This is a genomic window from Eubacterium album, assembly GCF_025336545.1.
Classification (GTDB): Bacteria; Bacillota; Clostridia; order Lachnospirales; family Lachnospiraceae; genus Eubacterium_U; species Eubacterium_U album.
Map to the genome: position 1 here is coordinate 188,210 of NZ_JAODBU010000002.1, position 23,573 is coordinate 211,782.

The following is a 23,573-nucleotide window of genomic DNA, read 5'->3' on the forward strand; positions in this document are numbered from 1 at the left end:
TAGTATCAGATATAATCTAAAATTTACATTTTAAAATTATATTATTCTCCTCTTTTTGCCATTAAAAGTTCAATTTCCTGCTCGTTAATTCCAACCATGGCCTCACCTAAATCTTCTGATAATTCAGCAAGCATTTCATAATCATTGTAGTTTGTTACAGCCTTTACTATAGCCTGAGCACGTTTCTTAGGATTTCCTGATTTAAATATACCTGATCCTACAAATACACCTTCTGCTCCTAACTGCATCATTAAAGCTGCATCTGCAGGAGTTGCAACTCCACCTGCTGCAAAGTTAACAACCGGAAGTCTGTGATTTTCATGAACATATAATACTAAATCATATGGAACTCTTAATTCTTTTGCTACTTCGTATAATTCATCTTCTCTCATTGATCCGATTCTGGCAATTTCCTGATTCATCATTCTCATATGACGCACTGCCTGAACAACATCACCTGTTCCAGGTTCTCCTTTTGTTCTAATCATTGAAGCACCTTCATTGATTCTTCTTAAAGCTTCTCCTAAATCCTTTGCGCCACATACGAATGGAACATTAAATTTTGTCTTATCAATATGGAATACATCATCTGCCGGTGATAACACTTCACTTTCATCTATGTAATCGATTTCAATTGCTTCTAAAATCTGAGCTTCAGCAAAATGACCGATTCTGCACTTTGCCATGACAGGAATTGAAACTGCTTCCTGAATTCCTTTAATCATTGCAGGGTCACTCATTCTTGCTACACCGCCTGCTGCTCTAATATCTGCCGGAATTCTTTCAAGTGCCATTACCGCACATGCTCCTGCTTCTTCTGCTATCTTTGCCTGTTCCGGTGTTGTAACATCCATAATTACTCCACCCTTTAACATCTGTGCTAATTCCTTATTAAGTTCATATCTTTTATTTGCCATTTTTGCTCTCCTTATAATACCTTTATTTGTATTTATTTTTAGGATTACAAACGCGTCTGTAAATTCAACCTATTCTCTTTTATATTTAGGCTTCTAATTTGATATATCTTTTTTACTTTTACATAATACAAAAAAACTGATACTGTCTAAATATCCATTTTAGCATTTTTAGACAATACCAGTTTTTTATATTTATTCATTTGTATTAATTATGCTTATTATCATGACTTATATTTTAATCCCATCCTACACTTTCTTCCTGAACTATATATTTTTTTGGAATATGCACATTTACCTCATAACTTGACAAATAGTAATTTTCCACATCAGTATTGTACCCAACATTACTATTGTCAAATCTATTCGTAAAACTACCTAAAAATACATCTTTAGACAACACTAAATACAGTTTATTTTGCTGTTTGCTTTCTATATGCATCTTATGATTCTTTATATATACATTAAATTCCATATTTTCATATATATCCTTAATATAATCGCTATGTATTTCCGGTGCATGCCTTACTATTTCTACATACGGTTCAGTTTCTCCATCTTCCAGTGCTGAAATTGAATAACCATGTATCATCATTTGACTTTCAATATCAGCATCCATATCAATTTTTTCACCATCTGAAATATTCAATGGATATCTTACAGTTTCTACAGAATCATCAACATAATCATCAACATAATCAACAACATTTTGTTCACTAACATATGATGTACCCATAACTGCTGCCATTAGTGTAATTGCTAATAGCACCGCACTAATTACTTTATTTCCATTTTTACTGTCTTTTATGTTTATTTCTAACAATAACCCTGCACTAAAGCAAACAACTGATGTAATTAATATTTTACATATGTACACCCATATATTATTTTCAAAACAATAGAAATTAACAACTGTCTTTGCCATATCAAAAATAATATTATTTCTTTGCCAAATAAAAATTGATACAAATAGTACAACCATCACAATAGAAGCTGCTATACTTTTCCTAAACACTGTACTTACAAACTGCATAATACATGTGACGAAAACTATCCACATTAGTCCCATAACAAAAAACAACAATACATTTTTTACAACCATTTCATTAACAACAACTAATTTATCATTATATTGCTCTATTAATTTTGCCAGACCATATCCTAACACCATATTTAATGTGCATTGTAAAATCCATATTATTCCAACTGTATTCATTGTTAGAAAATGAGATAAATATATTGTTTTACTGTTACACGGATAATTATTTACGTAGTCTTTATAAAAAGAATTAAAATATGTCATTACTACTATAAATATAATAGATGCAATAATTGCATATTGTCCATCAATTCCCATGTAATCAAATATTATGTCCCCTTTTTCATTATTAAAGTAAGAAAATAAAAGACTCAAAACCCAATCAATTTCCATAAAAAACGTTACCGGTATAATAATCATCATAACCTGCTTTATTCTATACATTTTGAGTCGCAATTTATACAAATCAAATATATTTTTACGCTCTATTTTTCCCATAATTTTTCCAAATCCTCTCCTAAATTTACCGTTGTTCTATACATATAGAATTCTTCTGCTGTCAATCTTTCAGCAATAAGTCCCTTATCCTTAATCTCTTCCATAACAGTTTTATTGTAATCTTCTTCCACAACAGCAATATTATTAGTCTCGCATAATTGTTTAAAAATAACTTTCTTATCTTTTACAAATTCAGTTACCTGCTGTCTTGTTCCTTTTACCTTAAATGCTTTATGTTTCATTTCATCTACATCGCCATTATAAAGAATCTGTCCAGCCCCAATCATACATATATTTGCAAGTATATTTTCCATCTCTGATAGCAAATGACTTGAAATTAATATTGTTCTTGGATATTCTATATAATCACGTAATATAATATCGTATATCTGTTTTCTTCTTACAGAATCCGCTCCCGATACAGGTTCATCTAAAATTGTAATTTCTGCTCTTGAAGCAATTGCACATATAAAATTAAATATTGTTGTCTGACCTTTCGACAAACGTCCTATCCTTTTGTTCTGTTCTATATCAAAAACATCCATTAACTTATTTGCAAAATTAATATCAAAATTCTTATACATTAATTTATGATATTGAAGTATATCTTTTAACTTTGATCTGCTCTCAGTATTATAAGTGCTTGATGCATAGATTATTTTATTAGCAGTCTCAATGTCAGTTGCCGGATCCCTGTCATCAATTAATACACTTCCTTCATCGGGACTGAGTTTTCCTGCTATAAGCTTCATCAATGTTGTCTTTCCTTCACCATTTCTTCCAACTATTCCAACTATTTGTCCCGGTGCTATGCTAACATTTAAACCATTGAATATCTTTTTACTTTTATATCCATATCCAAATTTCAGATTTTCTATTTTAATCTCATTACTCATTACTGCCCTATCTCCTTATATTTTTCTTCTATCAGCTCAATCACTTCCTGTTTAGACATCGATAATCTTTTTCCCCAGCAAACCAGGTCATCTACTATCTTAGTCATCTCTTCTTTTCGTTTTCTGTCTTCAACAAGTTTTTTAGCATTAACTGCAATGGTCATTGCCTGACCTCTTTTCTTAATTAAAATTCCTCTGTTGACAAGAAGATTTATTCCCTTTGCAGCTGTTGCCGGATTAACATGCAATTCCTTTGCCAAAACCAATTGTGAATAACATGATTCTCCTTCTTCGAGTTTACCTGATAAAATATCGTCTTCTATAGCATCTGCAATTTGAACATAAATAGGGACCATACTATTTTCATTAATATCCATTATGTTTCTCCTACTACATTACTCATATAATGTAGCATAGTTGTAGTGTAGTTATTTGTCAAGTTGAACGCAAAAAGAGACAGACCTATATCAAATACGAGTCTGTCTCTTTTATATATTTTAATCTAATTTATTTGTTCTGTAAGAAATCAGGAATCTTTAATTCTCTTGGTTCTACTGTTGGCTGTGGTTTTATCGGCTGACTTGATGTAAATGGCTTAATTGTTGATGCACCTGATATTCCGCCAAAAGGTCTTGTTGTTTTTCCTGTTGCAAATGGATTAGCTGTGATTGCACTACCCTGATCAATTCCTGTAGCCATAACAGTAATTGAACATTCATCAGGATATGTATCATCATAGCGAACACCAAAGATGATATTAGCATCTTCACCTGCTAATTCCTGAACATAACTTGCTGCTTCATTAGCTTCAAAGAGTGATACATCACCTGTAATATTAACGATAACGTGCTTAGCACCTTCAATTGTTGTTTCAAGTAATGGAGATGTTACAGCCATCTGAACTGCTTCGTTAGCTTTTTCATCACCACTTGCTGAACCGATACCGATATGTGCAATACCTGCATCTCTCATAACTGTCTGTACATCAGCAAAGTCAAGGTTAATTAATGCAGGTACATTAATTAAGTCTGTAATACCCTGTACTGACTGCTGTAATACTTCATCAGCTTTCTTTAATGCTTCAGGCATTGTTGTTCTTCTATCAACGATTTCAAGTAATTTATCATTAGGAATAACAATTAAAGTATCAACATTTTCCTTTAATCTTTCTACTCCTGCTAATGCATTGTTCATTCTTGTCTTAGCTTCAAATCTAAATGGCTTTGTAACAACACCTACTGTAAGTACGCCCTGTTCCTTAGCGATTCTTGCAACAACAGGTGCAGCTCCTGTACCTGTTCCACCGCCCATACCACAAGTAACAAACACCATGTCTGCTCCCTTGATTAACTGAGCTAATTCTTCAACATTCTCTTCTGCTGCTGCTTCACCAACTTCAGGCTTAGCTCCTGCACCAAGTCCCTTAGTTACCTTTTCACCAATCTGTAATGTTGTTGGTGCTTTACATCTCTTTAATGCCTGTGCATCTGTATTTACACCAATAAATTCTACTCCACCTATATTTTCATCTATCATACGGTTAACAGCATTATTACCTGCGCCACCAACGCCTATAACGATAATCTTTGCAACTGCTTCTGTTTCATTTGTTGTGATTTCTATCAAGAGCTTGTCCTCCTTCGTTTCATTTCATTCATTATTCTCGATACTCTAACTCAATTAGTATACAACAATGTAGACAAAAAATCTACTTCATTGCATATATTATATATAATATATTCGTTTGAAAAAAATATCAACAAATTTTTTTACAAAATAATAATATTTTTAAATTTTTACCGTTCAACTGCTGTAGTTTCTTCATTTGTTGCTTCATTTGTTGCTTCATTACTTACCGGATTACTATTATTTTGTGTTTCATCCTGATTTGTACTATCCACACTCTCACTTTCACTCTGGGATGATGTCTTAGTTTCATTTTCCTTTAAAGTATATCCGCTTCCATCTGTACTCAAAGACTTCATGTTAAGAGTGCCTTTATATTTAAGTAGTCCTCCATCAATCATATCACTCAAATCTATCATTTTTTCATTTAAGTCTCTACCTTTTCCAAATTCAATTTTTACTTTCTTTATGTAAATAGAAGCCTGTCCATCTTCTGTAATTTCAATTTTCTTTACATTAAAGTTATATTTCTGAATTGCCTGGGAAACAGTCAGTAGCAAATCATATACATCTTCATCTTTAACTTCAAATTTTTCATACAATTTAGGATTATTAATTTCGATTCCAACAACATTTGGAATACCTTTTATTTTCTCGGTAGCTAATTTTTCTATAACACCGTCTCTGTCAAAATAAATATATATGCCATCTTTTTCCACATAACCAATTAGACTTTTTTCATATACCGATATTTGAAGTTTTGATGGTGACTTCATTTTGACATCATATTTATCTAAAAACGGAATTTCCACTTTTCCCATTCCGGTTTTCGCTTTTAACCAGAATACAAATGTATTTTTATTTTTTCCATCTTTAAATATGTAATCCGTCAATTCCTGCTGTGTGTATATTTCATTTCCTTTCATTTCTACGGAATTTAATTTAAAGCCAAAATATATAATGCAAAATACCGCTGCCACAACTGCAGAAATACTTAAAACAACTTTAAGCACCTTTCTTAAAGTTCTTGTTGCCTTTCTAAATCGCATTTTACGTATTCTTTTTTTACTTTCTTTTTGAATACGCCTTTCTTCTTTCTCCTCGTTCTTTCTTGCTCTTTCCTGTGCTTTTTTCTGCAGAATTCTCTCTTTTTCTTCTGCCTTTTTAGCCTGAAGTTTTTTCTTTCTCTGTTCCTGACGTCTTAGCTCTTCCTGACGTCTTTCATTTCTTTCTCTATTTTCTCTTTCGTTTCTTCGTCTTTGTTCGGTTCTTTCCGCCTGCTGATGATTTTTTATCTGCGTCTGATGTCGATGTTGACGCTGTTTTTTCATCTGCGCACGTTTTCTATCCATTTTTCTGCTCATAAAACTGCATCAACTCCTTTTCTTATTGTATTCTCTTAATCTGTTTTGAGACAGCTAATACAAGTGACATTTCATATAACAGGAACAATATTGATGTTCCTCCATAACTTATAAACGGAAGGGATACACCTGTGTTCGGGATTGAATTTGTTACAACCGCTATGTTAAGCACTACCTGAACTGATATTTGTGCCATAACACCAACAACCAATAATGACGAAAATAAATCCGGTGCATTTCCTGCTATAATTCTCATTCTTCTTATTATAAATGCAAATAAAACAATAATTGCAACTGCTCCAAACAATCCTAATTCTTCGCATACAATTGAAAAAATCATATCATTTGCACTTTCAGGAACAAAACCAAGTTTCTGTGCACTCTGTCCTAATCCTTTACCAAATAATCCTCCTGAACCTATGGCATACAATCCCTGAAGCACCTGAAATCCACCATCAGCCGCATTATCTTCCGGATTTAGCCATACCGAAATACGATTCAATCTAAATCCATCACCATGTAATGTTAAATATGCTCCCATTGGAATTGCTGCTAATGCTACAAGAAATATCGCCTGTTTAACAAATTTCTTTGGCACACCTACTACTAAAATCATAATAGCCGGTATTGTTGCAATTATAATGGCTGAACTTAAGTTAGATGTTAATACCATGATTGAAAGTGTTGCTACAATTGTATAACTATATACGCGCCATATGTTTCTGTAATCCTTTAACGCCTTTTGTGAACATTTTGACAACAGACTTGCAGTAAGCACTATAACCGTAAATTTTACAAATTCTGCCGGCTGGAAAGAAAATATTCCATATCCTAACCATCTTTTTGCACCATTTCTTTCGATTCCAAGAGGTGTTGCCACAACCATAACAACACAAACAATAGAAACTATGTACATTGGCATTGCCATTCTATTCATAAGTGTTATAAAAAACTTTGAATTTTTTATAACAAACCAACCTACAACCCCTCCTGCAATAGTAAATATAATTTCTCTTTTTACATAATAACTTGCATCGCCTTTAGCTAACTGAGCCGAATAGGAACTTGCACTATAAAGTAATACAAATCCAAGGCAAATCAAAAAAATTAAAACGCATAAAAGGCTATAGTCAAAATAATTTACAGATTTCTTTTCTTTTTTAGTTTTAACAATTTCATCTTCTGAAACTGAATTGTACTCTGTTTTCATATTTACTCCTTTCTAAGCGTTTTAATTTATATTGTCATTTTATAATGCTACATATCCTAAAAGGCATAATACTGCTGTTATAACTGTAAATGCTGCAACTATCTGTGTTTCCATATATCCACATTTTTCAAAATGATGATGTATTGGTGTCATTTTGAAAATTCTTCTTCCCTGACCATATATTTTCTTTGTTATTTTGAAATATGTAACCTGCATCATAACTGTTACTATTTCCATGAGATAAATAAATGCAACTATCAAAATAAATAATGGCATTTTCATCATATATGCTGTTGCAGCAACAAATCCGCCAAGTGCTAAGGAACCTGTGTCTCCCATAAATACTCTTGCAGGATATACATTAAATAATAAGAATCCCATTAATGCACCTGCTAAAGCTGCTGTAACTGGTGCTATTCCACTATTTGTTCCTATTGAAACCACCATGAAAAATACTGCTATCATTAATGTAACACTTGTGGCCAATCCATCTAAACCATCTGTAAAATTAGCTCCATTTACAGTTCCTAATACAACGAAGAACAGCATTGGTATAAACAACCATCCCATGTCAACTGTCTGACCATGTGTAAATGGAATTATAATTTCTGTTCCCATTCCTGAATATTTTACCATATAAAATGCGAATATTGCTGTGATAACAATTTCACACAACATTTTCTGTATCTGATTTAAGCCTTCATTTCTCTTCATAACTACTTTAATGAAGTCATCTAAAAATCCTACAATTCCAAATCCTATTGTTACAAATAATATTGGAACAATCTTTGGATAATCTTTTATAAAGAACAAAGATGTTACGATTAAACTAAATAAAATAATCATTCCACCCATTGTAGGTGTTCCTGCTTTGCTTTTATGACTCTCCGGTCCTTCTTCTCTAATATACTGTCCAAATTTTACTTTTTTTAATATTGGAATTACTATAGGGCATAAAATTATGCTAATAACAAATGACATAATTATTCCAAAAATAATATTTGTATCCATTTTTTCTCCTCTTTCTGTTTTTTTATAATTATAATCACTTCTTTACAAATAGAAAAGCGATTTAATTTACGTGCATTAAATATATATCACATTTTTAATAAGTATGCATTATATTTTATTTAACAACATACGGTAAAATATTCTCATATAGTTGTTTCATTAACGGTCCAACTACTGTTCCTCCATAATATACTCCTTGCGGTTCATCAACAATTATCATCGCAATAACCTGTGGATCATTAGCAGGTGCAAATGCCATAAAAGATGCTATATATTTTCTGGCACTTCTTGGAAGTTTCTGCGATGTGGCGGTCTTTCCACCTATTCTATATCCTTCAACCTGTGCTTTATTTCCCGTTCCTTCAGCAACCACTTTTTCCAAAATATATTTCATTTTTTCTGAAACATCTTTGCTTATTACATTTTTCTTTTCATTATATTTTAATTTTTTAACTGTTTCATTGTTTTCATTTCGAATTTCAACACCAAAATGTGGAGTTACCAAATTACCTCCATTTACTATGGCACTTGCCGCAGTCAAAAACTGTACAGGTGTAATCTGAAACGACTGGCCAAATGACATTGTTGCTAATTCAACATTCCCTACATTTTTCTGTTTATGAATAATTGTTCCTGCTTCGCCAGGCAAATCAATTCCGGTTGTTTTTAAAAGTCCAAGCTTATCCATATAATTATAAAACTTTTTTACTCCAACTCTTAATCCAACATTTACAAATACCGGATTGCACGAATTCATGGTTCCATGTACAAAATCCTGACTTCCATGCCCAGTAGTCTTATGGCATCTTATCCTTCTGTCATCTACAACTACAAATCCCGGACAATTAAATGTCGAATCCAAACTTACAAGATTTTCTGACAAAGCCGCGGTTGCCGTAACAATTTTAAACGTAGAACCCGGCTCATATGTGTCATTTATGCATTGATTTCTCCACATATTATTAAGTAAATCCTGTTTTGATTTTCCGGAAGTATCATTTGAAAATTCTTCTGTAAGAGAATATGGATTGTTCAAATCAAATTCCGGTGCATTTACCATGGCCATTATTTCTCCGTTTCTAGGATTCATAACTATCACCGAAACATAATTTGCCTGCTTTGCTCCTAATGCATTGTAAGCTATTTGCTCACAATATTTTTGAATATTTATATCTATTCCTGTAACCAGATTATAGCCGGGTACAGGTTCAACTCTTTCTTCTAATGCTGTATCTAACTCTATTCCCCTTGAGTCAGTAGGCGTTAGAATGAGTCCGTCCCTGCCCTGAAGATATTTGTCATATTTAACCTCAAGTCCTACAATGCCCTGATTATCCGCTCCGGTAAATCCTAACACTTTTGATGCCATCGAAGAATAAGGATAATACCTTTTGTAATCTTCGTCAACCTTTACGCCGTCAAAATCATAGCTTCGTATTTTATCTCCTATTTCTTTATCCACATTGGACTTTATTTTTTCTCTTACACTTACTTTTTCTACTTTTTTTCTTACTTCTTTTTCTTCTAAATCCAGTTCTTCACATAACATCTTAATTACTGCGTCCGTATCTCTAATCTGTCTGTGAATTACCGAAACCGTACATACAGTTTTGTTAGACGCAATAACATTATTATTTCTGTCTAATATTTTTCCTCTGGCAGCTTTAATTCTACGTTCTCTTTCCTGCACATCCAACGCTTTCTGAGAATAATATTCACCCTTAACTACCATTATATATACAAGTTTTCCAAATACCCCTAACATCATTATGTATATTATGCAGACATATATAAGCATCATTTTACGTTGCTTGGTTCTTACTTTACCCAGTTTCATAAATAACCATTTTTTTAATGATTACTACTAATATATTCTGTCATTTTAAACATATTCTGTATAAATAATTATTCTTCACCTGTATAATCATTTTGATTTTCTGTCTGTGTTTCTACAGGCATATCCTCCTGTGTTATTCCCTGAGAATAATTATCCTTTATATCACTCTTTTTTGTATTTGTTATATCCTTATCTTTTCCTGCATCTTCAGTCTGAGAAACACCCATATATGGAAGTACCTGTTTCATAATATATGTCCAAAATTCTGTACTAAACGCTGTGGACTGTGTATCCTCTTTTGGAGAATCCATGATTGTATAGCATACTACCTCAGGATTTTCAACAGGTGCACATCCTAAAAATGAAACGATATATTCTCCTGGAATTCTTCCTGTCTTTCCATCTGTATAATGCTTTTCTGCTGTACCTGTTTTACCACCAATTGTATATCCCGGAATAGCTGCTGTTTTACCTGTTCCGTCTGTAACTACAGCTCTTAACGCTTCTTTTATAAAATCAGAAGTTTTATCAGTTACTGTTTCCTTTACTAAAGTCTTTGAATAATTATCAATTAATTCTCCATCCTCTGAAACAACTTCTTTTACTACATGTGGTTCGTAATAATTTCCGCCATTTACTAAAGAAGAAAATCCTGCAACCATTTGAATCATGTTTACATTGATATTCTGTCCAAATGAATTAGTAGCTAAACTTGATGCACCCATATTACTATCATATACAAGTCCTCTTGTTTCACTTGGTAAATCTATACCTGTTTTCGCACCAAATCCAAATCTTCTCTGATATTCAACTAATTTTTTTGCTCCTAAATCAAATCCGATTCTCATAAGAGCATCATTACATGAATATGCCAATGCCTGTTTTGTTGTGATTGTTCCATGTCCTGAAACATCATGACATCTAATAGTAAATCCACCTACAACTTCATATCCATCACAAAAATATGTGCTGTTTCTTGTAGTTTTTCCTTCTTCATATGCCGCAGCAATAGTAAACGGTTTAATTGTTGAACCCGGTTCAAATGAATCACTTACACAAAAGTTTTTCCATCTTGAATTAAGTTCATCAGAAATTTCTTTTTCTGAAAGATTTTCCTGTTCCTGTTCTGTGTATTTAAATGATAAATCCCATGGTTCATTTAAATTAAACGTTGTATTATCAGCCATAGCAAGTATTTCACCTGTATTAGGGTCTGCTATTACTGCTGCAAGTCTCTTTGGCTGATATTTTTTCATATATTTCTTTATTGCTTTTTGAACAATTCTTTGTATATTCATGTCTATAGTCGATACAACTGTATCTCCATTAGTAGGATCCTTAATTACAGTCTCCATACTGTTATCTGAATTTACATATCCATATTCTCGTCCGTTAAGCCCTGAAAGTACATCATTATAACTTGATTCAATTCCAATATTCGCACTTCCATCTTTATTAACAAATCCTAAAGTGCTGCATGCTAATGAATTATACGGATACATTCTCTTATATTCTTCTTCAAACCATACACCCTTTACATAAGATATTTCCTTTGCTTCTTCTTTTGATGGTTCTTCCTTATTAATATAATCCTTATACCCTTCTATATCTTTGTATTCTAACTGCTTTAATACTACCCAGTAACTGTTATCTTTTCTTTCTTTTATGCCTTTTGTAAGTTCATCTTTATTCAAGTCAAAATATCTTGTCAAAACATTTACTGTTGGTTCAAGATATTTTTTGTTGCTAAGAATTACCTTTGAATCAATCACAAGATTGTATACTTTAACGCTTGTCGCTAACACATTTCCATTTCTATCTAAAATGTCTCCTCTTTTATAAGGAAGTGTCTTGCTTGTATAACCTTGCTGTGCCAATACCTTAATTGAATATTCATCTCCTTTTGCCTTTGTCAAATATCCAATTCTTATACATAACGCAAATAAAGCTAGGATGATTAATACAAATACAATCGCTAGCTTTTTCTGCATTCCTTTATTAAATTCTGCTCTCTTATATGACCGTCTTGCCGGTCTTCTTCTATTTTCTACCATAATCTTTTATTCTTTCGGAATATCTCCATACTGCACGGTATAACCGCTATCGCTTGATTTGTAGAAAACTATCTGCTCATCTGTAGCTTGAGTCATACCCATTTCCTGTGTTGCCTTTTTATAAATGTTGTTTGTATCCATACAACTGTTTATAGAATAATTTAATGAGTCATTTTGTGAAGCTACTGTGCTAATGTCTGTTTTTAATTTTGAAATTTCACTTCTTGTTTGAGAAATTTCTGACTGTACATATAAATATCCAAAGCACATTGCAAGACATACCGCAAATACTCCTGTAAGGAAAAATACATATGAACCATTCATATGTAATGCTCTTTCCCTTTCTCTTATTTGTCTTTCTGACTCATATACTCTTTTTCCATCTTTATATACTCGTCTTGTTCTCTCTGGAATTATTTCTTCTTTTCTAACTGTATTTCCGTCTATATATGCATTACTACGATATCCGTACTCCCTTTTTTCCTGTTTCATTGCTATCGCCTTTCAAATATTCTTAGTTTTGAGCTTTTTGCTCTCTTATTCACCTCAATCTCCTCTTCAGAAGGGATTATAGGCTTCCTTGTAATAACCTTTCCTTTTGATACTTTTCCGCAAACGCACACCGGAAAATTAGGTGGGCATGTACAAGGATTTTCATTTTCCTTAAATTTAACTTTTACTATTCTGTCTTCTAATGAGTGGAACGTTATTATACAAATTCTTCCACCCGGTTTTAAATGATCAATCATTGTATCTAGCGACTGACTCAACACTTCTAATTCTCTGTTTACTTCAATTCTTATTGCCTGAAATGTCTTCTTTGCAGGATGTCCACCTTTACTCTGTACTTTCATAGGTATCGCACCCTTTATAATGTCACTTAATTCTTTTGTTGTTTCGATTTTCTTTTCTTCTCTCGCTTTTACGATATGCTTTGCAATATTCTTTGCAAATTTGTCTTCACCATAATCTCTGATTATTCTGTAAAGTTCCATCTCGCTGTATTCATTAACAACACTGCTTGCTGTTCTGCTTTGTCTTGTGTCCATTCTCATATCAAGTGGAGCATCTGATTTGTAAGAAAATCCTCTTTCTAAATTATCAATTTGATATGAAGAAACGCCTAAATCCAATACGATTCCATCAACTTTTTCTACATTCAAATCCTTAAGTATTGTGTCTATCTCACAATAGTTGCTTCTTACTAATGATGTCTTGTCTTCAAATTCACTTAATCTTTTTCTTGCTGCTTCTAAGGCTTCTCCATCCTGATCAATTCCTATGAATCTACCTTTATTCGACAGACGCTTGCATACTTCATATGCATGTCCGCCTCCGCCTAATGTTCCATCTACATATATTCCGTCTGGTTTTATATCTAAGCCATCAATGGTTTCTTCTAAAAGTACTGACACATGTTTGAAATCCATATGACCCCTCTTTTCTAATTGTTTTATATTCTATATTCCAAGTTCTGACATGTGCTCTGCAATTTCATCCATGTCATCATATTCTGTATTTTCTGCCCATTTATCCGGATTCCAGATTTCTATTCTTTTTCCTGCGCCTACCCATACTATATCTTTTTCAAGTGAGGCATATGCCCTTAATTCTGCAGGTATTAAAACTCTTCCCTGTTTATCAGTCTCAAGGGTTGCTGCCCCCGCGAGGAAAAATCTAACAAATTTACGGACATTTTTGTCTGTTAATGATAGTGACCCAATTTTTTCAGCTAATATATTCCATTCACTTTCTGTAAACCCGAATATACACTGGTCTAATCCTTTGGTAATTACAAACTTCTCCCCAAGTTCTTCTCTAAACTTGGCAGGGACAATTGCTCTACCTTTTGTATCAACTTTTTGATTGTATTGTCCCATTAACATTGAAATCACCTACTTTTTATGGTTTTTTGCTAATTTTTAACCACTTTCAACCACTTTTCTCCACTTTGTGCCACTCATAAGGCTATTTTAGTACAAATATGGGCTTTCTGCAATACTTTTTTTGCTGTATTTGCCATACATTTCTTACAAATTAGTTTTCTTATACAAACTATGCGAAACACGCTTTGCGATTTTCTCAAGTTATCGCGGCAGTCGCCAAGGTCTCACGCAAGCATGGACTTTGGCTCGTTGCTCGTGTAAATAAAAAGCTTCGCCTAAAATAAGACGAAGCTTTTTAAAATAATTACTATTCACTTTTATATTTCAATTTCCGATGTGTCATCAACATCCTTTTTTAATTTATTTCTCATTTAATCAATTAAAAAATTTATAAAATTTAACAAATCCTTTGAATTAGGCTATTTACGGCTATTATTCAAAGAAAAAGTAAATAATCAATTCTTATTTATTTGACAATTTAAAACAAACTAAAACAATTAAATCATATCTAAAAAAGGATAAAATGTGGTAAATATTGTGTAAATAATATGTAAATATCATTTTTTAATAAAATCACATATTGAAAAAATTTTATTTGTTGCTATATTATGAACAGCTAAAATTATAGGAGGATTTATAACTAATGGAGAAACAAAGACGAGCAAACGGAGAAGGCTCTTGGAGTAGAAAAAATATTAATGGCTATGAATATTTTGTATATTCTAAGTCTTATTCAACGGGAAGACATCAATTTTATGGCTCCACTAAAAAGGATGCATTAGATAAGTGTAAAAAATACGAACTGGAAAAAAGGGAAATAATCTCAAAAGACATTCAAAAATTGGATTTTTATACATATTCTTCTATGTGGTTATTTAATTGGAAATCTGAAAAAATAAAAAGTAAAACAAAAGATTCATATTATATATGTATAGAAACAAAAATCAAAAATTCAAAATTAGGAAATTTGCAGATTTCTTATATAAATAAGATGTCTAACGAAATTTTTTCTGATATTGTGAATAAATTTTTATTTGATATAGCAGCTAAATATAGTTTAAGTTATGTTACTTTAGCAAAAAATGTTTTATATCAAATAATCAGTTATGGCATTACTAAAAAAGATATTGTTCCAACTGCATTTCCCATCTTTGCAACCATAACAGAAGATAATGTTAAATCAAAGATTAAAAAACAAACTGTTTTGAATTATAAGCAAATTGAAATCTTGTGGGAAACATATAAAAGCTGTGATAATTATACAAATAAAGATTCAAATTCCGCATATGGAATATGTTACTCAGTATATGTTTTCATTTGCTATACAGGATTAAGATACGGAGAAGTTTCAGGGCTAAAATGGAAAAATGTTAACATTGAAAAAGGTTATATAAACATAGTAGAACAAAGCGTTTTTCATTACGATTACGATAATGACAAAAGGCAAAGAGTAAAAAAAGTTGTAGAAAACGGTTCTCCAAAAAGTAAAACAAGCATAAGGACAATCCCCCTTCATAAAAGAGCATTGGAAGTTCTTTTAAATATGGAAAAAATATATCCTCAAAATGTTAAAGCCAACAATTTTGTTTTCTCTTATAATGGAAAAGACCCCGTAACTAATGGTGTTTTAAACTATCAATTAAAGCTACTATGCAAAACATTGAATTTTCCGGAGATTTCTGTTCATAAGTTGCGTAGTTCTTTTGCTTCAGTAATCATTAATGAAGATTCAGAGAAGGCTTTGTCCGTGAGCAAGTTATTGGGACATAGCTCCATAGATATAACTCTAAAAAAATATTATAAAATATCAGATGAAAAGAGTCGTAAAGCCATTAGCATCTTAGATAAAATTGGGAATTCCGCATCAAACAACATTGAAAATGTGAACTCAGATAAAGTAAAAATATCATATAGTACTTCTACTAATCCTTTTTTAAGAGGACTAAAAAAATAAGAAAGAAGCCGTTGGCTTCTTTCTTATTTTATAATATGATTTCTGTTCCATACGCTTTCTTTAACCACTTTTTATATTCTGATTCGGGAATTAACCATTTCCGTCCAATTCTTAATGACGGAAAAGAATTCATTTCCACTAATTTATACGCAGTGGTATTTGAAATATGTAAATGCTCCATTATATCTTCAATTGTCAACATTTTGTCTAGTTGAGATGTCTTTTTATTATCGTCCATAAAATTGCTCCTTATCATGTTAGTTAAATAATTTAATTATGCCTGTCACGCCTTTAATTTTGACCGTTCTAGCAATCAAAAGGACTAAAGTCATAGTTGATGCACCCATTATTATGATTTGTCCTAAATCGCTAAAAATAAGTTCTTTCACAGAACCATTAACGGAACATATGTAATTTAAAATTAATGACGTAACATTTGCTGAGGAATGTACTATAATTGATGCTTTTAGGTTTCCAAACGTTTCATAAATCACAACGGAAACAATACCAAGAACCATTGCATTTAAACATTGTCTTAAATCAAAATGGAAAATACCGAACGCAACAGCGGAACCAAATAATGCATATTGAATTTTGAACTTTTTCTTCATGTTTTCATAAATAAGTCCCCTGAACACTATTTCCTCTATAGCAGGTATGAATGTAGCTGTACCAATCAGTTCCAGAGGTATTCTACTCATACTCATTGAAGTTTCTACTATTTGTTGATTATTACCTGTTATAAGGTCAGTAAAAATGTTTCCTGTCAGTATCGTTGCCATTCCTATTATTATAAGTAATAAGTAATCTTTGTGGTTTAACTTCTTAAGCATTTTTTTTAATGAAATACTTTTGTTCTTTCTTACTAAAACTAAATAAGTAATGATTGCTGCAATAATTGTAGGTATCATTATGTTTCTATTAAGAATACTTATAGAACGTTTAGCAATTTCCAAAAATTTATTTCCACCTGAATTATTAAAAGTTTCATATATGTTTATTCCAACAAAAAACAAATATTGTGAAACAAACTGAATTATGACATATATAATTGCAGGCGATAAAATTAATGCCAATGTTTTTATATTCTTTAATTGCCTTTCCATGTTCTTCTCCTTATCTTAAGAAAATAATGTCCTTGAACAATCTTGAACGTTCAGCGTATGTCGGTGCAACAGTTACGTTTTTAACTGAATTATCAACGTATATGTCTATGAGATTGTTACAATCTGAAAAAGCGTAAGCCCCAACTGATTGAACTGAATTAGGTATTGTAACATCTTTTAGACTGTTGCAGTTTGAAAATGCGTATGCTCCTATAGAAGTAATTTTATCTCCTAAATTTACATATTTTAAATTTTCTAACCCATAAAAGAAATATTTTGGAATTTCTGTTATATCCGCATCAATTCTTATTGATGTAATATCGTTTTCAACTCCCTCATTACTCCATGCATTATCACTTGCAGAATACTCATCACTAAGTACGCCACTACCTTCGATTAATGTATAACCATCTGCAAAGACCTCTGCGGTAACACCTGAGCTTATGCTTATTGTTTTAACTACATTTCCATGTTTTTCATTTAGTGACGCTGTTGTTTTAGGATAATTACCCCCTACGCTTGCATAAGCATCTATTTTGGCTTCCTGTGTTGAATCTTGTTTAGATAGTACATCAAATATAGGTGTGTTAACCACATATGTAAGCACAATATGATAGCTTGTCTTATCTTCATAACCGCTTACGGGAGTTATGATTATCTGATATTGGTCGCTTTCATTGGTCTTTGCTATTATGTCATCAACTACATTGTCATCAAGCCCTGAGTTTTCTATTTTTTCAACAACTGATTGTGTATATTGTTTTGCAGTGCTAATTTGCATGTTAACGAGCAATAACTGAAGACAACAAAATGATAACAACATTACAAATATTGTTCCAAGAAACGCTTCGAATAACTGTTTCATGTGTACCTCCTTTTGTTCTTACATTAATGCCATGTATGTTTGTACGAAAAACTGAATTATTTTTACAAACAATGCTGCCGTTATTATTACTGCCGTAAATTCATATATTAGATTATCCATATAATTCCCTCACTTTCTAATCTTCAGGAACAACAATCACCAAGTTGGCAGAACTTTTTCCTTCACTGTTTTTTGCAACAATATTGATGTTATAACTGCCTTCTCTGTCACTGTTAACTTCACCATATACATCTACCTGTGACGCTCCGCTTATATTTATCAGACCATTATCCTGCAAACTTCTAACTATATTATTTTCAGTGTCATAACCACGGGAATGTTTTGTTATGACAATCATCTGCTTATCATAGTCAATCTCCGGGACTTCATCCGATTCGTCTGGTTTTGAACTATAAGAAAATGTCTTTGTAACTTTACTCATCTGAGCTACTTGAAATCCTCTAATGGCTAAACATGAGCCGTAAATTAATAATCCTAAAGCAACAACAGTTGTTATTGCATAAAAGATTATCTCTCCGTATCTTTTCAAAAGTTGAACCAAATTAATCGCCTCCTTCTTGTGTTGTAATTTCTACTGCTCCTATTCCTCCACTTAAGGCGTTTTTATTCATTCCACTCATACCTGCCATGAATGCCAAAAATAATACAACTGAAATCATAATCATTATTGCTGTGAAACATGTTCTTCCATGTTCTCTAAGAATTTCGTCCATAAAAATCACTCTCCCTAAAATCCGTCCCCCATAATATCCAAGAAAAATAAACAAAATAGGATGAAATGTAGGCACATGCCTTTGATTCTATTAGTTCCTTTTCACTAGGGATTTCAGTATCTTCATCCCATCCACAATTAAGTTTGAAGTCTTCATAATCTTTATAAACTTCAATGCATTTAAACACCTTTTCTGCTTCTCTTTTTCGTAAATTTCCAAGATTAAATGCATATGAAAGTTTTTCTGCTGTAATTGATGCCGGAATAAATTTTCTATTGTTCATGTATTTTAGTCTCCTTTATAGTGAAATATTTATTGTATTCATAATTCCTAAAAATTCTTGTATCATCAAGAACATATCAACCAATAACTTAATCATTGATATAAGCATCGGAATTGCTACTACATATCCAATCATAGACAATGCGTCTTCAGCTCTAAGTTCATCTCCCTTTTGTACAAGAATATTATTTCTTTCAATTAATGAGTTAATCTGTTTTTCTGCATCCTCTTTTCCTAAATGATTAATGCTGTAGAACATTTTTGTAGCAGATTTAAGTTGTGGTACATCATAATCTTTAAGGAAGTTATTCCACGGTCCAATATCGTCAGGGTCTTCCTGAAATTCGTTTATTAGCTGCTGAATGGCAGGCTTTAGTACGGTTGGTGCTTTATCAAATGAATTAATAATTGCAACCTGAACTGTTGATGTTTGAAGTGAAATTGCTACATCTCTAAGCCAAGAAGGAAATACTTTCTGTATATCGCTTTCAAGTCTTTTCTTTGCCAATTTGTATTTTCTCTTTGGCATTGTTGCATAAGCAAATGAAATAATTAAAAAGCAATATGACATATTTTTTGCTTTTGGAATAAGGAAGAAACAAACTGCTGCAATGATTAAAAATATTACCACGAATACAAGATTACCCATTAATTCTCTCTTATAATCGAAGTATGTATAATATCTGTAATCCTTAATTATTTCCTTATCACTTCGTATTCCACCGTTATCAAGCCACGAACCTGTAAGTTTTGTCTGCGAAACCGTGTATATGATTGCCATTAGAATCAAAAACACTAATGACACAACCTGATATGTGACTCTTCCGGTTATTGAAAATTCATCAGGAATGAAATGTGTAAGAATACCACACATGAAAAGTGCCATACCGATTGCAAGAATAATCTTTCCTTTTACACCATTACGTTTATTCTGGTATACGTAAGTTCTTTCAACCCATGCTTGAACATCTTGTAATAATACATGAATTGATGAATCATATTCTCCACCTTCACTTTCTACTTTGACAAGAAATTCATGCAAGTTTTTCATTTTGTCACAACCATATTCTTCTTCTATGATTGCAAATGCATCTTCATACAAATTTTCTGAATCTGATGAATCTATGAATTCTATTGCTTTATCGACTTTTTCTTTAATTTTACGACTTTCAAGGAGCTGTGATGTATCTAGTAAGGCTTCACGGATTTTGGGTCTTTTCATAAATGAATAAATCATCTGTTCAAGATAATCACCAACATCTGCAAATTTTTGCTGTTCATATAAAAATCTGAACTGAGCTTTAACCATTGCAGGGGCTAACAGCGCACCTGCGAGTGCTAATACTATGTAACAAGGAATTTTCAGCTTATACATATATGCTGCAAATCCTAATATTGCGTAAACAAATAGCAACTGTTTAAAGAAATCTTTAATCGAATACTTGAATCCGTATGCTTCAACCTGTCTTCTTAACGCTCCGAGTGAGAAATAACTTTCTTTCTTTTTTTTCTTTGAGGCTTTTTGAGAGTTATTATTTCCATCATTTGCTTTAACAGTTGTATCATTGTTTTCCGCTGAAACATCTTCCTCTATTTTAGTGTTATCTACATTGTTTTCAGCCATAGTGTCCTCCTTCTTCTATTATTTTTCTTTATCCTGTTTTGGATTAATCACGTTTAATTCATAATCCTCAAAAGTTCTTTTGAATGGGTCTTTAATTCCTGCCATTTTGAATTTTCGTAAAATGTCTTCAGGAAGATTGTTCGTTACAAAATTTCCTTCCTCATAAAACATTACAGTCTTATTCTCGTCAGTAATGATGTCGTGAACAAGAAAACCTACCTGTGATATTCTTCTTTTAATTTTTCCTGAGTTGTTTACGTCTGATTTAATTTGAATTGCAATATCTATGCAGTTATATACGTCATTAACATTGACTGCCTTAGACATATTTCTCATTCGGTCTGCTACTTTACGCACATCATCAGTATGTAATGTTGTGATACAGTGAGTACCTGTAATCATTGACTTAATTAACTCTTCAACTTCGACTGAACGTGCCTCTGAAAGTAATACCCAAGTAGGCAACTGTCTAAGACATAACTTAATTGCTCTGTCATAACTGAGCGTTGAGCCGACTTTCATTTCAACGCAGTCTTTACCGGGATTAATCTCTCTATATCTGATTTCGAGGTTATCTTCTATTGTCATCACCTTTTCCCAAGGTGGAATAAACGTGGTTAAATACTTTAAAAATTCAGTTTTTCCGGTGCCTGGCAATCCACATATAATTACATTCATTTCTGCCTTAATTGCATTGGAAAGAAATGCTTCAAGACCTTCAGAGCAATAATTATCTTCCTTTATTTTTTCAAGGGTAATTCTTCGTTTTGGCGGGGTCTTTCTTATTGATACTGAATATCCCGTATTTGTAACTGACGGATGTATAAACGATACTCTTAACGTATCTGTTTCCGCTTCCAAAAACGGAGTATATTTATTAAACTGTTCGTTCATTAAATTTGATAGTTTGGTTGAAAACTGCGTCACAAATTTTTGGTCTATATCAACATCAACTTTATACCTTCCGTTATTTAAATCATCTATCCAAACTCCTTCCCCGTTATAATTGATGTCTGTCACATCATCGTCTTTTATATAAGGGAGTAATGGACCGTACATTTCATCTGCGATTTTAAGTTTTGAGTCGTTATCCATTTATGTTCTGATACTCCTTTCCTTGTGATGAAATATAAAAGCCCCACGGTTTCAATTTCCGTGAGGCTTTTATTTAATAAACTTTAACTAAACTGCAACTCTTATTTGAATGTAGGAAGTTGAATAGTATCCATATATCCAGTAGTTGTAGTTGTGAATGAAGTTACGATTGTTGTGATTGCTGTTGAAATAGCCTGACCAACTGGTGTAGCAATAAGAATCAACATAACGATACAAATGATAGCAAAGATTGCTAAACCATATTCTTCAAGAAAACTCTTCATAGGTTACATCCTCCTTTTGAAAATTTATTTATGTAAACATTCCCTGTATTGGGTGAGGAATGATACATTTGTTGCTGCCATTTGGCAGCTCAATCTGATTTATAAATACAAGTAAAAACAATTGACTAAGTTGTTTACCTTGCTTACACCGCATAATGTATAGGGCAAAATACGGCGCTTCAACGACCGTCATAGTGGCGTAAAAGTGGCGTTTTCAAAACGCCATTTTTGTGTCCGCATTAAATGCTTGTTTTTTGTGCAACCTGTACTAAAAAAGAGTTCTATGAAGTTAATTTTCTTGTGCGTAATTTTTTTTAAGAATTTTTTTATTTTTTTAATTTTTTTGATTTTGAGCAAAAAAAATAGACTTATTCGTATCTGAATAAGTCCATTTTTTTTAAAATTTTTTTACATTGAATACTCTGTATTTCTAACTCTTGCTTCTTTTCTTGCAATCTCAACCTGATGAGATAGAAGATTTCTAACTTTTTCGCTATCTCTGATACTTCCTATATTAAGTATCGGAGAATTCTTGTCGGAAGAACGCACTACTACTGTTCCACACGATACCGCTCTTTCAAGTATGCCTTTTCGCAAAGACAAGTCATTAACTCTAAACAGCATTACCTCTTCACTTGTATAACGCAATACTCCGCTTTCGACTATAATTCTTTTATTTGTAATCGTATATTTCGTAAAAAAGTCTTTAATTCCTAAAATTCTACGATAACCCTTCCACAGAGTTTTTTCATCTGCATTAAAATCTTCATCTGTATAGAATACGTCTTCTGCCATACTGTTTCCTTTCTATCTAAAGAGATGTTTTTGGTCCCAAGTATTCAGAATTATCTAACGCAAGTACAGGATAGAATATTATAGGTAAAAAGATTAATCCAAGAGTAAATAAATCGCTATGCCCAAAAGCCTTAGATAAACAATGCATAATTATAGCATTAATAGTTAATGCAAATAACAGTATTCCTATGATTGCAAATGGTGCAAACGGAAAAGTTCCTTCAAAAATATCAGGAAAGAAATACATAATCAAAGTAGGAAGGCAGTTAAAAATAAAAAACATTCCTGCATTCCTATCTGTCATAACGCATTTGCATAAAGTGTAATCATTGTATAATGGAATAATCGAATACACTCCTTTAGTATTCATTTTAGTGTAGAGTTTCCATTTACATACGATTAAAAATATACAGACCGCCAATATAATTAGCAAAAACTTCCACGCACTATCATATATTCTTGTTTCCAAATCTAAATTACTATAATTCATCTCTTCTCC

The 23,573-nt window shown here is 32.2% G+C and carries 25 protein-coding genes; 1 reads left to right on the forward strand and 24 read right to left on the reverse strand.

Annotated features, from left to right (window positions below):
• Positions 1-41: 41 nt before the first annotated feature.
• The 13 genes from pdxS to mraZ form a co-directional block, all read right to left on the reverse strand.
• Positions 42-917, reverse strand: a complete 876-nt coding sequence (gene pdxS, locus N5B56_RS00995) for a pyridoxal 5'-phosphate synthase lyase subunit PdxS (RefSeq protein WP_117909846.1) — start codon at positions 915-917, stop codon at positions 42-44.
• Between the two features lie 235 nt (positions 918-1,152).
• A complete protein-coding gene (locus tag N5B56_RS01000; protein WP_118565535.1) occupies positions 1,153-2,451 on the reverse strand; it encodes a hypothetical protein in 1,299 nt (432 codons plus the stop codon).
• Positions 2,439-3,347, reverse strand: a complete 909-nt coding sequence (locus tag N5B56_RS01005) for an ATP-binding cassette domain-containing protein (protein ID WP_260978109.1) — start codon at positions 3,345-3,347, stop codon at positions 2,439-2,441. The genes N5B56_RS01000 and N5B56_RS01005 overlap by 13 nt, the downstream gene beginning before the upstream one ends.
• Positions 3,347-3,724: a GntR family transcriptional regulator gene (locus tag N5B56_RS01010; RefSeq protein ID WP_118565537.1), complete on the reverse strand. Its 378-nt coding sequence runs from the start codon at positions 3,722-3,724 to the stop codon at positions 3,347-3,349. Before N5B56_RS01010 ends, N5B56_RS01005 begins: the two co-directional genes overlap by 1 nt.
• A gap of 130 nt (positions 3,725-3,854) precedes the next feature.
• On the reverse strand, positions 3,855-4,973 hold the full coding sequence (gene ftsZ / locus N5B56_RS01015) for a cell division protein FtsZ (protein WP_117909842.1): 1,119 nt from the start codon (positions 4,971-4,973) through the stop codon (positions 3,855-3,857).
• 170 nt (positions 4,974-5,143) lie between these two features.
• Positions 5,144-6,337 carry a cell division protein FtsQ/DivIB gene (locus N5B56_RS01020; protein ID WP_117909841.1) on the reverse strand — a complete coding sequence of 398 codons (1,194 nt, stop codon included), beginning with the start codon at positions 6,335-6,337 and terminating at the stop codon, positions 5,144-5,146.
• 22 nt (positions 6,338-6,359) lie between these two features.
• Positions 6,360-7,547, reverse strand: a complete 1,188-nt coding sequence (locus N5B56_RS01025; protein WP_117909840.1) for an FtsW/RodA/SpoVE family cell cycle protein — start codon at positions 7,545-7,547, stop codon at positions 6,360-6,362.
• Between the two features lie 39 nt (positions 7,548-7,586).
• Entirely contained in the window at positions 7,587-8,558 is a 972-nt protein-coding gene (mraY, locus tag N5B56_RS01030) for a phospho-N-acetylmuramoyl-pentapeptide-transferase (RefSeq protein ID WP_022088210.1), read from the reverse strand.
• A 115-nt stretch (positions 8,559-8,673) separates the two neighbouring features.
• On the reverse strand, positions 8,674-10,395 hold the full coding sequence (locus N5B56_RS01035) for a penicillin-binding transpeptidase domain-containing protein (RefSeq protein WP_199663680.1): 1,722 nt from the start codon (positions 10,393-10,395) through the stop codon (positions 8,674-8,676).
• Positions 10,396-10,463: 68 nt separating this feature from the next.
• Positions 10,464-12,449, reverse strand: a complete 1,986-nt coding sequence (locus N5B56_RS01040; protein ID WP_118565539.1) for a peptidoglycan D,D-transpeptidase FtsI family protein — start codon at positions 12,447-12,449, stop codon at positions 10,464-10,466.
• A gap of 6 nt (positions 12,450-12,455) precedes the next feature.
• Positions 12,456-12,941 (reverse strand): FtsB/FtsL family cell division protein, encoded by a 486-nt coding sequence (locus N5B56_RS01045; protein WP_178515385.1) that lies wholly within the window; start codon positions 12,939-12,941, stop codon positions 12,456-12,458.
• Between the two features lie 2 nt (positions 12,942-12,943).
• Positions 12,944-13,879: a 16S rRNA (cytosine(1402)-N(4))-methyltransferase RsmH gene (gene rsmH, locus N5B56_RS01050; protein WP_118565541.1), complete on the reverse strand. Its 936-nt coding sequence runs from the start codon at positions 13,877-13,879 to the stop codon at positions 12,944-12,946.
• A gap of 30 nt (positions 13,880-13,909) precedes the next feature.
• The gene (gene mraZ, locus N5B56_RS01055) at positions 13,910-14,335 is read right to left on the reverse strand and encodes a division/cell wall cluster transcriptional repressor MraZ (protein ID WP_022088215.1); all 426 of its coding nucleotides are present in this window, start codon (positions 14,333-14,335) and stop codon (positions 13,910-13,912) included.
• A gap of 643 nt (positions 14,336-14,978) precedes the next feature.
• Between mraZ and N5B56_RS01060 the strand changes: the two genes are divergently transcribed.
• On the forward strand, positions 14,979-16,289 hold the full coding sequence (locus N5B56_RS01060) for a tyrosine-type recombinase/integrase (protein WP_260978110.1): 1,311 nt from the start codon (positions 14,979-14,981) through the stop codon (positions 16,287-16,289).
• A gap of 28 nt (positions 16,290-16,317) precedes the next feature.
• Here the strand turns inward: N5B56_RS01060 and N5B56_RS01065 are convergent, their stop codons facing one another.
• The 11 genes from N5B56_RS01065 to N5B56_RS01115 all read right to left on the reverse strand — a co-directional run bounded on the left by N5B56_RS01065 (position 16,318) and on the right by N5B56_RS01115 (position 23,564).
• On the reverse strand, positions 16,318-16,527 hold the full coding sequence (locus tag N5B56_RS01065; protein ID WP_260978111.1) for a helix-turn-helix domain-containing protein: 210 nt from the start codon (positions 16,525-16,527) through the stop codon (positions 16,318-16,320).
• A 19-nt stretch (positions 16,528-16,546) separates the two neighbouring features.
• Positions 16,547-17,395, reverse strand: a complete 849-nt coding sequence (locus N5B56_RS01070; RefSeq protein ID WP_260978112.1) for a CPBP family intramembrane glutamic endopeptidase — start codon at positions 17,393-17,395, stop codon at positions 16,547-16,549.
• 10 nt (positions 17,396-17,405) lie between these two features.
• Positions 17,406-18,260, reverse strand: a complete 855-nt coding sequence (locus N5B56_RS01075) for a leucine-rich repeat domain-containing protein (RefSeq protein WP_260978113.1) — start codon at positions 18,258-18,260, stop codon at positions 17,406-17,408.
• A 136-nt stretch (positions 18,261-18,396) separates the two neighbouring features.
• Entirely contained in the window at positions 18,397-18,822 is a 426-nt protein-coding gene (locus tag N5B56_RS01080; RefSeq protein ID WP_260978114.1) for a hypothetical protein, read from the reverse strand.
• A gap of 1 nt (position 18,823) precedes the next feature.
• Complete coding sequence (locus N5B56_RS01085) at positions 18,824-18,994, reverse strand: hypothetical protein (RefSeq protein WP_260978115.1); 171 nt, start codon at positions 18,992-18,994, stop codon at positions 18,824-18,826.
• Positions 18,978-19,277, reverse strand: coding sequence for a hypothetical protein (locus N5B56_RS01090; protein WP_260978116.1), 300 nt, complete (start codon positions 19,275-19,277; stop codon positions 18,978-18,980). Before N5B56_RS01090 ends, N5B56_RS01085 begins: the two co-directional genes overlap by 17 nt.
• 15 nt (positions 19,278-19,292) lie before the next feature.
• On the reverse strand, positions 19,293-20,900 hold the full coding sequence (locus tag N5B56_RS01095; RefSeq protein WP_260978117.1) for a hypothetical protein: 1,608 nt from the start codon (positions 20,898-20,900) through the stop codon (positions 19,293-19,295).
• Between the two features lie 18 nt (positions 20,901-20,918).
• Complete coding sequence (locus N5B56_RS01100; protein WP_260978118.1) at positions 20,919-21,995, reverse strand: ATPase, T2SS/T4P/T4SS family; 1,077 nt, start codon at positions 21,993-21,995, stop codon at positions 20,919-20,921.
• Positions 21,996-22,096: 101 nt separating this feature from the next.
• A complete protein-coding gene (locus N5B56_RS01105; RefSeq protein ID WP_260978119.1) occupies positions 22,097-22,279 on the reverse strand; it encodes a hypothetical protein in 183 nt (60 codons plus the stop codon).
• 408 nt (positions 22,280-22,687) lie between these two features.
• Positions 22,688-23,074, reverse strand: coding sequence for a PH domain-containing protein (locus N5B56_RS01110; protein WP_260978120.1), 387 nt, complete (start codon positions 23,072-23,074; stop codon positions 22,688-22,690).
• Positions 23,075-23,090: 16 nt separating this feature from the next.
• Positions 23,091-23,564: a DUF5684 domain-containing protein gene (locus tag N5B56_RS01115; protein WP_260978121.1), complete on the reverse strand. Its 474-nt coding sequence runs from the start codon at positions 23,562-23,564 to the stop codon at positions 23,091-23,093.
• Positions 23,565-23,573 lie beyond the last annotated feature (9 nt).

Bases quoted from the DNA above. Each gene is read 5' to 3' on its own strand.
- mraZ (WP_022088215.1), bottom strand. From the start codon at position 14,335: ATGTTAATGGGACAATACAATCAAAAAGTTGATACAAAAGGTAGAGCA.
- N5B56_RS01075 (WP_260978113.1), bottom strand. From the start codon at position 18,260: ATGAAACAGTTATTCGAAGCGTTTCTTGGAACAATATTTGTAATGTTG.
- N5B56_RS01100 (WP_260978118.1), bottom strand. From the start codon at position 21,995: ATGGATAACGACTCAAAACTTAAAATCGCAGATGAAATGTACGGTCCA.
- N5B56_RS01085 (WP_260978115.1), bottom strand. From the start codon at position 18,994: ATGGACGAAATTCTTAGAGAACATGGAAGAACATGTTTCACAGCAATA.
- N5B56_RS01095 (WP_260978117.1), bottom strand. From the start codon at position 20,900: ATGGCTGAAAACAATGTAGATAACACTAAAATAGAGGAAGATGTTTCA.
- N5B56_RS01065 (WP_260978111.1), bottom strand. From the start codon at position 16,527: ATGGACGATAATAAAAAGACATCTCAACTAGACAAAATGTTGACAATT.
- N5B56_RS01115 (WP_260978121.1), bottom strand. From the start codon at position 23,564: ATGAATTATAGTAATTTAGATTTGGAAACAAGAATATATGATAGTGCG.
- pdxS (WP_117909846.1), bottom strand. From the start codon at position 917: ATGGCAAATAAAAGATATGAACTTAATAAGGAATTAGCACAGATGTTA.
- N5B56_RS01045 (WP_178515385.1), bottom strand. From the start codon at position 12,941: ATGAAACAGGAAAAAAGGGAGTACGGATATCGTAGTAATGCATATATA.
- N5B56_RS01040 (WP_118565539.1), bottom strand. From the start codon at position 12,449: ATGGTAGAAAATAGAAGAAGACCGGCAAGACGGTCATATAAGAGAGCA.
- N5B56_RS01010 (WP_118565537.1), bottom strand. From the start codon at position 3,724: ATGGATATTAATGAAAATAGTATGGTCCCTATTTATGTTCAAATTGCA.
- N5B56_RS01090 (WP_260978116.1), bottom strand. From the start codon at position 19,277: ATGAACAATAGAAAATTTATTCCGGCATCAATTACAGCAGAAAAACTT.
- rsmH (WP_118565541.1), bottom strand. From the start codon at position 13,879: ATGGATTTCAAACATGTGTCAGTACTTTTAGAAGAAACCATTGATGGC.
- N5B56_RS01000 (WP_118565535.1), bottom strand. From the start codon at position 2,451: ATGGGAAAAATAGAGCGTAAAAATATATTTGATTTGTATAAATTGCGA.
- N5B56_RS01105 (WP_260978119.1), bottom strand. From the start codon at position 22,279: ATGAAGAGTTTTCTTGAAGAATATGGTTTAGCAATCTTTGCTATCATT.
- N5B56_RS01025 (WP_117909840.1), bottom strand. From the start codon at position 7,547: ATGAAAACAGAGTACAATTCAGTTTCAGAAGATGAAATTGTTAAAACT.
- N5B56_RS01035 (WP_199663680.1), bottom strand. From the start codon at position 10,395: ATGAAACTGGGTAAAGTAAGAACCAAGCAACGTAAAATGATGCTTATA.
- N5B56_RS01070 (WP_260978112.1), bottom strand. From the start codon at position 17,395: ATGGAAAGGCAATTAAAGAATATAAAAACATTGGCATTAATTTTATCG.
- N5B56_RS01110 (WP_260978120.1), bottom strand. From the start codon at position 23,074: ATGGCAGAAGACGTATTCTATACAGATGAAGATTTTAATGCAGATGAA.
- mraY (WP_022088210.1), bottom strand. From the start codon at position 8,558: ATGGATACAAATATTATTTTTGGAATAATTATGTCATTTGTTATTAGC.
- N5B56_RS01020 (WP_117909841.1), bottom strand. From the start codon at position 6,337: ATGAGCAGAAAAATGGATAGAAAACGTGCGCAGATGAAAAAACAGCGT.
- N5B56_RS01060 (WP_260978110.1), top strand. From the start codon at position 14,979: ATGGAGAAACAAAGACGAGCAAACGGAGAAGGCTCTTGGAGTAGAAAA.
- N5B56_RS01005 (WP_260978109.1), bottom strand. From the start codon at position 3,347: ATGAGTAATGAGATTAAAATAGAAAATCTGAAATTTGGATATGGATAT.